This window comes from Microcoleus sp. C2D2, from assembly GCF_036702495.1.
In the GTDB taxonomy this organism is placed as follows: Bacteria; Cyanobacteriota; Cyanobacteriia; order Cyanobacteriales; family Microcoleaceae; genus Microcoleus.
In genome coordinates, this window is the sequence record NZ_JAUBTO010000194.1 from 1 (window position 1) to 11,858 (window position 11,858).

At 46.4% G+C, this 11,858-nt stretch carries 5 protein-coding genes; 2 read left to right on the top strand and 3 right to left on the bottom strand.

The window, feature by feature from the left end:
- Positions 1–219: 219 nt before the first annotated feature.
- The 3 genes from QUB61_RS34440 to QUB61_RS34450 all read right to left on the bottom strand — a co-directional run bounded on the left by QUB61_RS34440 (position 220) and on the right by QUB61_RS34450 (position 8,937).
- Positions 220–4,506 carry an O-linked N-acetylglucosamine transferase family protein gene (locus QUB61_RS34440; RefSeq protein ID WP_333135242.1) on the bottom strand — a complete coding sequence of 1,429 codons (4,287 nt, stop codon included), beginning with the start codon at positions 4,504–4,506 and terminating at the stop codon, positions 220–222.
- 22 nt (positions 4,507–4,528) lie between these two features.
- Positions 4,529–5,857, bottom strand: coding sequence for a glycosyltransferase family 1 protein (locus QUB61_RS34445; protein ID WP_333135240.1), 1,329 nt, complete (start codon positions 5,855–5,857; stop codon positions 4,529–4,531).
- 128 nt (positions 5,858–5,985) lie between these two features.
- Complete coding sequence (locus tag QUB61_RS34450; RefSeq protein WP_333135238.1) at positions 5,986–8,937, bottom strand: glycosyltransferase; 2,952 nt, start codon at positions 8,935–8,937, stop codon at positions 5,986–5,988.
- 527 nt (positions 8,938–9,464) lie between these two features.
- Between QUB61_RS34450 and ftsH3 the strand changes: the two genes are divergently transcribed.
- A complete protein-coding gene (gene ftsH3, locus QUB61_RS34455) occupies positions 9,465–11,303 on the top strand; it encodes an ATP-dependent zinc metalloprotease FtsH3 (RefSeq protein WP_333135236.1) in 1,839 nt (612 codons plus the stop codon).
- A 147-nt stretch (positions 11,304–11,450) separates the two neighbouring features.
- Positions 11,451–11,858, top strand: a 408-nt coding sequence (locus QUB61_RS34460) for a nuclear transport factor 2 family protein (protein WP_333135234.1), incomplete at its 3' end; no start/stop codon positions are given.

An 11,858-nucleotide genomic window follows, 5' to 3' on the forward strand; every position in this document is an offset into this window, starting at 1 on the left:
AAGGTTTCATCCTATTTTACCTTTTTTTGTCTACCCCCTTGACAATTTGCACTTTTTCTTAACTTGTCACAAATGACTGCGGGTAGGCACAATGATTTCTCAAATCTTTCTCTTCCCTTCTATTCTCTTCCTTCGTGTCATAAGCGTCTTCGCGGTTCGTTTCAATCCTGAGATTTGAGATTAGCAACTAATCCCACATCTCAAAATCTGTGCCTTTCATCACCCAACAGCCACCTTAACCGCACCCCCAACCAACTGCTCGTAATCCGCCAACAACCACGGAGGCAAACAAGTATTCGCATCCTGAACCCGCAACTGTCCAGGGCGACAATACAGCATCGCCGCCAACAAATTATTTACAGCTTTAGGCGCTCCAAACCCTTTACTCAACTCAACAACCAACGAGTTGAAAAACTCGCGCTCGCTCTCATGCAGCGGCTCGTTAATAAACCCGCTGCCCAGAATTGCTTTGTAACCCTTGCCAAAATCGCTCCGGTACAAAACTTCCAGTTTTTCGCCGGAAACGCTCATCCACAAATCGGCAATTTGCTTGCGAATATGCCGCAAATCTGCTATTACCAATTCAGCCGTCGGGTCGATTTCATAAAGATTGACAGCAGCAGTTAATAGATTGAGAAACTGCGGCAGATAATCTTGTTTGACAACTGTTGGTTCTGTTGTCGCAAATGCGCTTTCAAACACCTTTTCGTAATCTTCAAGCAACCACTGTGGCAAGCGGGTGCGAGCATCGGGAACCCGCATTTTACCTGGTACAAAATACAGCATCGCACCGAGCAAAGCATTGATAGCTTGAGGCTGAACCAACCCTTTGCTAATTTCGGTCAATCGCTGCAAAAATTTTTGTTCGGCTTCAGTCATTGCTTCTGCTTGCAAGCCGCAGTTAAGAATTGCTTGATATCCCTTGCGAATGTCTCCTCGGTAAAAACTTTCGAGTTTCTCTGAAGGAACAGTCAGCCAAAAATCAGCCATTTGTTTTCTGATTTGGCGGAGTTCCAAAACTACCGATTCGTCAGAGGAATCGATGCGGTAAAGATTGACGCATCCTAATAGTTGATTCGCAAATTGTGGCGAGTGAATGTATTCAGCTAGCAAGTCAGAACTTGAATCCGACTTGACGGCTGCTTCAGTCTCAAAAACTTGTTCGTAATCCCCAATTAACCAGTGCGGCAAACGGTTGCGAGCGTCGGGAATTCGCATGGTTCCCGGCGGGAAATACAGCATCGCCGCCAGCAAGGCGTTGACAGCTTTCGGATGCAGTAATCCTTTGCTAATCTGGGTTAATTGCTGCAAAAATATTTGTTCGCTTTCTATCATCGCTTGATGTTGAAAGCCGCTCTTGAGCAGGATTTGATAGCTGTTACCTGAAGCGCTTTTGTAGACGGTTTCGAGGTTTTCGGCGGGAACGTTCAGCCAAAAATCAGCGATTTGTTTGCGGGTTTGACGCAGTTCGGATATTGCTGAGATGTTTGATGAGTTTCTTTGGTAAAGGTTGACCGCATTCGAGAGGATCTCGCCCAAATCTGGCTGCTTGGGAATGCTATCCTGTAAGCTGCGGGATGCTTCCTGGTGGCTGGTTTGCCATTTGCCAAAGAGTTCTTGGAATAATTTGCCGATCGCCCCAGAATATGCAACACTATCAAAACAGCGCGGATTGCCTTGCATTTTCTGCTGAATTTCCTGCCGATAGCGCTGCCGCAATTGCGGGTTAGTGCCTAGGGTAACTGCTAGCTGAATGTAAGATGCTTCGTCATACGCAATTAAATCAGACATTTGTAGTTCCCGCAGCATCGCCGAACCTTGGCGAAACCGCAAAGCATTTCCTTCCACAACCACCGTCGGCAATCCTACTTGCAAAGGATCAATTAACGATGTTGCCCCAGCATAAGGATAGGAATCGAGATAAACGTCAGCTAGCTGCAAAAATTCTTTCACATCCGCGCGACTAGGCAGTTGTTTTACGAACCGCAAGCGGTTGCTATTGACGCCGTATTTAGCGCAGACAGCGTTCAGATTGTTGACAAAAGGTGTGGTTGGATAAGTGCGAGTCCAAGCCGGCCCGAAGGGATATAAAATCAAGACTGAATCGGGTACTGCCGCTAAAATCTTGAGCCAAGTTTCTCTCAACTCCGGCAAAATTTTGTAGAAGTTGGCGCCGGAGATAAAAACTGTTGTTTTGTCTGAAATTCCGAGACTTTGCCGGGTTGGTTTAACTGTAGCCACTTCCGATTCTGTTGCGTATTTGAAACAAAAACCGCTGCCTTCGAGAACAGCCAACTGTTCCCGATATTGTTCTTGATAACTAGCATCCGGCGCGGTAAATTGGCCTGCGATGTAGTAATCCATGTGGCGGATTCCGGTGGTTGTCGGGGAACAGAAAGATGTAGTTTGTACCCTCGCCAAACGGTGCATTGCTAGCGAGGCAACTGGTTTGTTAATAGCTGTTAAATTCGTACCGAAAAACAGGATATCTAAGTCGTCGGCGCGGATTGTTTGGACTTGCGATGCAATGTCTTTCGGGAGTGCAACCAGCTTGTCGGCGCGGCTTTGACAATACTGTTCTAATTGGTGGCCGCTGGTGTTGAGCGCGTACAGGAAAATCTCGAACTGGTTGCGGTTTAAATGCTCGAAAACCGGGATAGTCGCAAAGGTTTCGGTTTGCGGCGCGAAATGGTCGCTGATGATGCCGAGGCGGATTTTTGTCCGATTTGGCGATCGCGCCGGGAAGATACAATCAATTGAACAGCCGCGATTTTTGAGCGAAAACTCGATTATTTCCGCCCGTTTGGTGTAAATATCGCGCAGGTTTGCCGTGGTAAAGTACAGCGGGATAAAGTTCGCAACTTGCGAGAAAAATAAAGCTATATTTTGCCAAAATTGGGAATCGGGATTTTTGAAGATATTGCTATGGACGTAATCCACCCAGCCTTGGATGAATTGATAGTAACTGTCTGCTTCTCCTCGGGTTTGAAATAGGTTCGGACAAGTAAACATGAATTTGAGATATTCGTTGGCGAACCAATTAGGCACTTTAGCGCGATCGTACTTGAGCGGCAATTGGTCTGCCCGCCGGTACAGCATGGCTGCCAGCAGGTAATTGATGGCTTTTGGCTCGTTAAATCCTTTCGCCACATTTGCGACTAATTCGCTCACCAAAGTCTCTTCTGTATCGGCTAGCGGTTCATATCTAATGTCGGTGGCAAGCAGCGCTTGGTGCTGTTTGCCGGCATCGCCTGCAAAGGCACTTGCAACTTGTTCGGCTGGTAAGTTAAGCCAAATTGCAGCAATTTGCTTTCTAGCTTGGCGGACATTTGCTAGGGCGGATAAATCAGCGGAATTTTTCTGGTATTGCTCGATAATGCTTGACAATAATATTGGAGCTTCCGGCGATTTTGCCGGGATTTGCTGTTTGCTCCCGCAGGCTTGCATCAACGCTGAACTAACTGTTGTTGCCATTTTTGACCAAGAAAATTTGCGGGATTGTCCAAGTCCGGCAGCAATTAACGAGTTGCGAATATCCGGCTTCTGCACGTCAAGCAGCGCATTGCCCAGTGCATTGATATCATTTTCGCTTACATAAAACGCTGCTTCGCCTGCTACTTCTGGAATCGAGCTGTTGGGAGAAGTGACGACGGGACAACCACAAGTCATTGCTTCCAATATTGGCAGTCCGAAACCTTCATACTTCGTGGGAAATATCAGGGCGATCGCACCCGAGTAAGCCGCTCTTAATTCAGCGTCGCCCAAATACAGCAGGTGGACGTTTACACCAGCAGTGTAAGGTTGTAATGTAGGTTCTAGGGAAGGTTGACCGCTAGTACAAACAACATCAAATCCCGACTTGCTGCTGAGTCTCGATAAAGCTTGAAAAAAAGCGACCGTATTTTTATAACCGTTGAATCCCAAACGTTCTCCCACTATTAAAAAGTAGGGTTTATCAATCCGGTGTGCAGTTTTAAATGCTTCTATTTCTGGTAAACTAGAAGGATAAAAATGTTTTTGAATGCCGCAGTGAGCGACAGTAATTGATGCCGGAGATATTTCGGGGAAAAACTTTACTAAGTCGCGGGCCGTGTTTTGGGAAATGGCGATGTAGGAAGATGCTTGGCGGATAGCATGATGTTTTTCTCGCCACATGGGATTATTGAGGTCGCCTCCCGTAACTTCGGGTATCATATCGTAGGCGACAAATGCCGATCGCGTCGAAATCGGTGTTGTATAGTAGGTAGAAACAAATAAATCTGCATTTTCTCGATCGCACATTTGCTGCAACATTTGTTTGTCAGCATCGGTTTTGTTGTAATCGTAAACCGGAATCGAGCGATATTGAATGCCGGCAATCTTCGGTGCTGTGCCGGCGCGATCCAGCATTACTATATTCTCAGCAAAACCAGATTTTACCCATTCTTCCATCAAAGACTGCCAAACGCGACTAATCCCGCTTTTTTGCTGGCTTTGAAAAAATATGCCGTCAATAACTATTTTCATGATTGGTGAGTTTCCTGTAAAATTACGATAAAGCAGTTCGATAAGCAGCGATAGTTTCTTGAGTGCACCTTTGCCAGCTAAAAAGTTTAGCTTGTGCCAAGGATTTTAAACACATACTTTCTCGCAGCGATGATTTGTTGTAGATTTCCAGCATACTATGACAAAGCGCGTCGGTATCTTTTGGATCTACCATAATTCCCGCTTCCCCAACTACTTCGGGAAGCGAAGATGTATTTGAGGTAATCACCGGTACTCCGCACTGCATCGCTTCCAGAGGCGGCAGACCAAAACCTTCATAAAACGACGGATAGACAAATGCTAAAGCACTGCTGTAAAGCGCTGCCAAATCCGATTCTGGGACGTATCCTGTAAAAAATATCCGCTCTTTTAGAAATTTTTGCTGAGAAACTTCTGCCATGATTTTATCGTATTTCCATCCCGGAGTACCCACTAACACCAGATATAAATCTTTAATATTTTGTTCCTCAATTAGTTTAGCAAAACTGCGGATTGCACCGTCGAGATTTTTTCTAGGTTCCAAAGTACCCAAACTCAAAATATAAGGAGCATCTGGAATGCCGTATTTGCGGCGAGTCGAAGCAAGTTTTTCCGCATCGCCGCAGGGGTAGAATACAGTCGGTTCCGCAGCGAGATGCGTGACGAAAACTCTCGAAGCGTCAATCTTGAGATAATTGCAAAGGTCGTTCTTAGTTGAATGCGATATGCAAATCACCCAATCCTTTTGAGAAATGCTTGCTAAGGTTTTTTTGTAAAGTAAAGGGATTTGCTCGCTCAGCAAAAACTGCGGGTACAAAACAGGAATCAAGTCATAGATAGTCAAAAAAATCTGAGCTTTACTTGTTTGCTTTGCCGAAACAGGGATTTCATCGTAGGGCGAGTGAAAAATATCTGCTGACTCTAAATTATTAGCATCTACCGGAACAAAGGAACCGCCCATGATTTGAACGGCATTTTGTAAATTGTTCTTCAAATGGTCAAAAACAGCTTTTTCCACGACAGCATTGCCCGCATCATTTGCTTGGATTTGAAGACCCAGCATATTGTAAACATCGAGTAGCTGCCTGTAAAAAACCCTGGCAAAGCTCGAATGCAGCAGGGGAATACCCGCTAATTTAGGATTGGTTTCCAGATAATCGAAACTCGCATCCAACAAATGCAAATACTGACTGACACAAAATGACAAATCGCATTCTTTCGAGTTTGCCAAATTCTCAGCAATACTTTCAACAACTCTAAAAATGCCGGTTCTAGCGCGCTGGTGCAAGTGTCCCTGTCCGAGGACAGAGATATCGTAAATAACTTTAATTTGATGCTCCCGTGCAATTGACATACTCGGTTAACTCGCTTCTTACACTGATAGGACTTACGCACTCAAGGGCGGTGTTGAAAGAGTTTGAGATTCTTCGCAACACTTGCGAATGACAGACAGGACTTACGCAGTCAACCTGCTGGGATTTCTCAACCAGACAAAGCTGTTTTGTAAGCAGCAATTGTCTCCTGAGTGCACCTTTCCCAGCTAAACTTTTTCGCTTGGGCTAGCGACTTTAAAGACATTTCTTGCCGCAAAGCAGGTGTAATGTACAGTTTGATAATGCTGTGGCAAAGTCCGTCAGCATCTGCCGCATCGAGCATAATTCCCCCATCGCCGACTACTTCGGGAAGCGATGAATTATTCGAGGTGATGACAGGAATCCCGCACTGCATTGCTTCTAAAGGCGGCAAACCGAAACCTTCATACAGCGACGGGTAAATAAAAACCATCGCACCGCTGTACAGGGCGGCTAAATCTTCATCGGCTACATAGCCAGTTATAATGATACGGTCTTTTGAGAGACCGAAGTTAGCAATTTCTTGAAAGATTTTTTCGTACTCCCAACCTTTAGCGCCTACTAAAACTAAGTTGAGGTCTTTGATACCTTGTTGCTGCACGACTTTAGCGAAGCAGCAGATGACGTGTTCGATGTTTTTTCGAGGTTCTAATGTGCTGACACCCAAGATATACGGTGCGTCGGGAATGCCGTATTTGTGCTTGACAGATGCCATATTTTCCGCATCATTGCAGGGGTAAAATAAAGCGGTATTTGCAGCTAGATGAGTTACAAACACTCTTTCCGGCTCGAGTTTGTTAATATGATTTAGCAGGTCGTTTTTGGTTGCTTCAGATATGCATATAATGTAATCCTCTGCCGTTAAGCTGTTTAAAGATGCCTGCATTCTCTGGTAGTCGGCATCATTTTTACCGATAAATAACTGCGACAATATGATGGGAATTAAATCGTAAACAGTGGCAAATTTTTTGAGCTTTTTGCACTCGCGTGCTTGGTGCGGAATGTGATAGAAGGTCGCGTGGAAAATATCGGCTTCGCTCAAGCTCTCCTGGTCGATTAAATGGCTGCGCTGCTGGGAAATGCCGATCGAATTTGAAAGGTATTTTTTTAATTGGTCTGTTAAAAGTTTAGATTGGGGTTCTTGGCTTTGTGCCGGGAAGATTTTTTCCCGGTTTTCTAGCATCTTGTAAAGCTCAATTAATTTGGTTTCAAAATTTCTGAAAAAGCTGGAGTGAGCCAAAGGTATCCCCCGAAAACTTGGCTGAGTCTGCAAGTAATCCAGGCAACTTTTCACGGCGTACCAAGAATGAGTGGCGCAAAAAGATAAATCGAACTGTTTCGAGGCAATTAAACCCGAGGCGATATTCTCTATGACTCTGGCAACACCGGTTCGAGAACGCGACTCGTAGTGTCCGTATCCCAGTACGGATATGTCATAAAAAATATTGATAAACTCCTGCTGTTTTTCCCCATACGCATAGACTGGCCGGTAAGATTCTGCATATATTTCCTGCGGTTTGTGGATTATTAAAAGCAAGGAAGTTGCAATGTAACCGCCCAATTCTATTTTTAGGTGCGGTGCGAGGTGATTGTGAGGTTGTTTCATCGGCGTCAAATCGTATTTGCTATCGCCCATCCAGTAATCTGGAGGTTCTACGCGATATCCCTCGGCTGTTAGTTCGCTGATTAAACGCTGAATGTCTCTGTGTCTGAAGAATACTAAATTGTGTGCGTTTACGGTTCCTGCATTTGACGAACAGTTGAACTCTGTTGTATGAACTGCCATACCGCCCGGCTTTAAGCATTTCAGAGATTCTTTGACAAATCTGAGTCCGTGTTCGATCGAGCCTATATGCTCAAAGGCACAGGAAGACCAAATAAAATCAAACTCACCTTGCTTTAAGTCTTCAGGGATATTGTTCATGTCAACTTCGCGGAAGCTGACAAGTTTGTCAAAGGTTGCTGGCGGACAGATTTCTTTCTCGTTAAGAGCTTGTTTGCCGCGGCAAAGTTGGTCGCTTGTCGCCCAGTCTTCCTTGGCTTCGGGAATGTCGTAACTTTGGTCTGTGGCGACAATTTCGCAGCCCAAAGAAGCGAATGCTGACGGTAGCGGTTCGTTGCCAACCGCAAAACCCATGCCTTTTATTCCGGCTTTGAGAAATCCTCTTTCGTTCAAAGCTTGAGACATGACAACCCACTCCCAATATTTGCGGTGAATCATTGTGGGAGCTTTGAGTTTTTCAATCCAATGGTGATAGTAATCTGTCTGAAAATCGCGGTTGACGCACAGTTTGCTTGTGACTCTGTTAAATGCCTGCGGCTGCTTGTCGCCGATTGGGGGTTGAGTCAATGCCGATCGAGTTGCGGGAGTTTTGGTAATATCTAGGACGGCGATCGCATTGGCAAATTTAAAAGGTAAATTGTATTGCGCGCTGACGAGTTCTTCGGGATTTGCTTGTACCCAAACAGAAGGCTGCGGCTGGGATTGGTCAACATTAACTAATTTTAAATAACTGGTGCTAACGGCATTTTTAGGAATATTGTATAGCTCGAATAATAGGTGCAAATACTCTTGACTGAACTGGATGTACCACCCCCTTTCGAGGAATCTGCCGAAGGGTACTGTAATCAGCGCTCTACCGTTATCTGACAGCAAATCGTAGACTTTGGCGATCGCCTTTAAAGGCCCTTGCCAATCATATTTTTCCAGATATTCACCGTAAGCTTGACTCGGGTCAGATCCTTGTCCTATGTGTTCTACTGTAGAGATGCAAACTATACCGCTATACTTCTCTTGAGGATCGACATCCATTAAATCAATTTTGTCTACTCCCACAGCCGTTTCGTATTTGTCGATAATTCTTCTAGCTTGAATTAAGGCATCTGTCGGGATCAGTTCGGGATAATATTGCAGCACGTTGCCCACTTCCAGCAGTTTGGTTTTATCCTGCAATCCGGCAAGAAAGTTGCAGGCTATGGGTATTTCTACCGCTCGCTCCGAGGGAGGATGGTTGTTGTGCTTGAGTCGGTTGTACCGGAGTGGCTGATTGTTGAAAATGAAAGTATCTTGCGAATCTGACATTTTGAGTTTTCCTTGGGCTATTGGCTATCGGTGAATTGCGATCGGTGCATCTTAATTTATACGTCAAATTGTCGGTCAAAACAGAAGTTGCGTTTCAATGCCGCGCGGTGCAAAGAGCCTGCAACTGCGAACAAGTTAATTTGTCCGTCGATCGAGGGACAAATTATTGACAAATTGTGTCTTATAGTGTATGTGGAAATGGAACGATTAAGACAGCACCCTCATCTCCTGACCGAAAGCATCCAGGATACAAGCCCCCGGATTCATCCGTGGAGAAATAAAATACCTGTATCCGATAGACAAGCCCCCGAATTTATCCGTGGGGTGAATGCTTCAATCTAAAATCTAAAATCTAAAATCGATTGACGACGCCCAGGGCAGTTCGGTTTCCACGGCCTCACCTCAGACCGCCGCAGCATGGCCGAGATGCCTCCCACACAAAAACAAGTTACAATTACGTTAAGATTGATGAACATAATTAAAAATTTCCCAGTCACAGGGACTAAAAAATAGGAGGATCGACCTCGGTGAATAAACGGTGGAGAAACGCTGGCCTGTACGCACTGCTGGCTATTGTAGTCATTGCCTTAGCAACGGCATTTTTTGACAAACAGCCCCCAAGTAGGGAAGTTTGGAAGTACAGTCAATTCATTCAGGAAGTCGAAGGCAAGAGAGTAGACAAAATAAATATCAGTTCTGACCGCAGCAAAGCTCTGGTTACAGCTCAGGACGGCAACAAGGTAATCGTTAACCTGCCGAACGACCCCGAACTGATCAACATCCTGACCAAAAACAACGTAGACATTTCTGTTCTGCCCCAAAGCGACGAAGGCTTTTGGGTAAAAGCCCTCAGCAGCCTGTTCTTCCCGATCCTGCTCTTGGTGGGACTGTTTTTCCTGGTGCGGCGCGCCCAAAACGGGCCCGGCAACCAAGCCATGAACTTCGGCAAATCCAAAGCTAGAGTCCAAATGGAGCCACAAACTCAGGTGACTTTCGGCGACGTGGCAGGCATCGAACAAGCCAAGCTAGAGCTCGCAGAAGTCGTGGACTTCCTGAAAAATGCAGACCGCTTCACCGCAGTCGGAGCAAAAATCCCCAAAGGCGTGCTGCTGGTCGGCCCTCCCGGAACTGGCAAAACCCTGCTCGCAAAAGCAGTGGCTGGAGAAGCAGGCGTTCCCTTCTTCTCGATTTCCGGTTCAGAATTTGTGGAAATGTTCGTGGGTGTCGGTGCTTCCCGCGTCCGCGACTTGTTTGAACAAGCTAAATCGAACGCTCCTTGTATCGTATTTATCGATGAAATTGACGCGGTAGGCCGCCAGCGGGGCGCTGGTTTAGGCGGTGGTAACGACGAACGGGAACAAACCCTGAACCAGTTGCTGACAGAAATGGACGGCTTTGAGGGTAATACTGGGATCATTTTGATTGCTGCTACAAACCGCCCCGATGTGCTCGATGCCGCGCTGCTGCGTCCGGGTCGCTTCGACCGCCAAGTTGTAGTCGATCGCCCCGACTTCGGAGGCCGCCTAGAAATTCTCAACGTTCACGCCCGCGGCAAAACTTTGTCGAAAGACGTGGACTTGGAAAAAATTGCCCGCCGGACACCGGGTTTCACAGGTGCGGATTTGGCCAACCTGCTCAACGAAGCAGCAATTTTGGCCGCCCGCCGCAACTTGACCGAAGTCTCGATGGATGAAGTCAATGATGCGATCGACCGCGTGCTCGCCGGCCCGGAAAAGAAAGACCGCGTGATGAGCGAAAAGCGCAAAACTTTGGTAGCTTACCACGAAGCCGGTCACGCTTTAGTCGGCGCGCTGATGCCCGATTATGACCCCGTGCAGAAAATTAGCATTATCCCCCGCGGCCGCGCTGGCGGTTTGACTTGGTTCACACCAAGCGAAGATCGGATGGATTCTGGCTTGTATTCTCGCTCTTACTTGCAAAATCAAATGGCGGTAGCTTTGGGCGGCCGCATTGCTGAAGAAATTGTCTTCGGCGAAGAAGAAGTAACAACCGGTGCCTCGAACGACTTGCAGCAAGTGGCAAAAGTGGCGCGCCAAATGGTGACTCGCTTCGGAATGAGCGATCGGCTAGGTCCTGTGGCTCTCGGTCGCCAACAAGGCAATATGTTCATGGGTCGCGATATCATGGCCGAACGCGATTTCTCCGAAGAAACCGCAGCGACGATCGATGATGAAGTGCGTTTGTTGGTAGAGCAAGCTTACCGCCGCGCCAAAGATGTACTCGTCGGCAACCGCCACGTCCTTAATGCTTTGGCAGATATGCTAGTTGAAAAGGAAACTGTGGATGCGGATGAATTGCAAAATTTGCTGGCCAACAGCGATGTCAAGATGGCGACGATCGCCTAATCGATTTTAGATTTTAGATTTGGGATTTTAGATTTAATCTAAAGTTTGAAATCGATAATTGGGGTGATTCTGGGATTGTCGGGAATCGCCCCGATTTTTTTGTGGGCACACAGGAAGCAGCGAAAAAAAGCATTGGAGTAGCAAACCATGATCGTCACTGAAGATAGAGCGCGTGAACTTGCACTTGATTGGGTAGAAGCTTGGAATACTCATAACCTCGATCGAATCATGTCCCATTACGCAGAAGATGTAATTCTGATATCGCCTGTCGCAGCGCAACTGCTAAACGAACCATCTGGGACAGTGACAGGCAAAGAAGCGCTACGAAACTACTTCAAAAAGGGGCTGGAAGTTTATCCTGACCTCAAGTTTGAGTTGCTTGATGTGATGTGGGGAGTTTCCAGTGTTGTCCTTTACTACATCAACCAAAAAGGCACGAAGACAGGTGAGTTTATGGAAGTCAGTTCAACCGGAAAAGTGACCAAGATAATGGGATACAAGCCCCGTCCTTCTAGGACGGCTTTTTATTTACTAAACTGCGCCCAAACTCCTCTA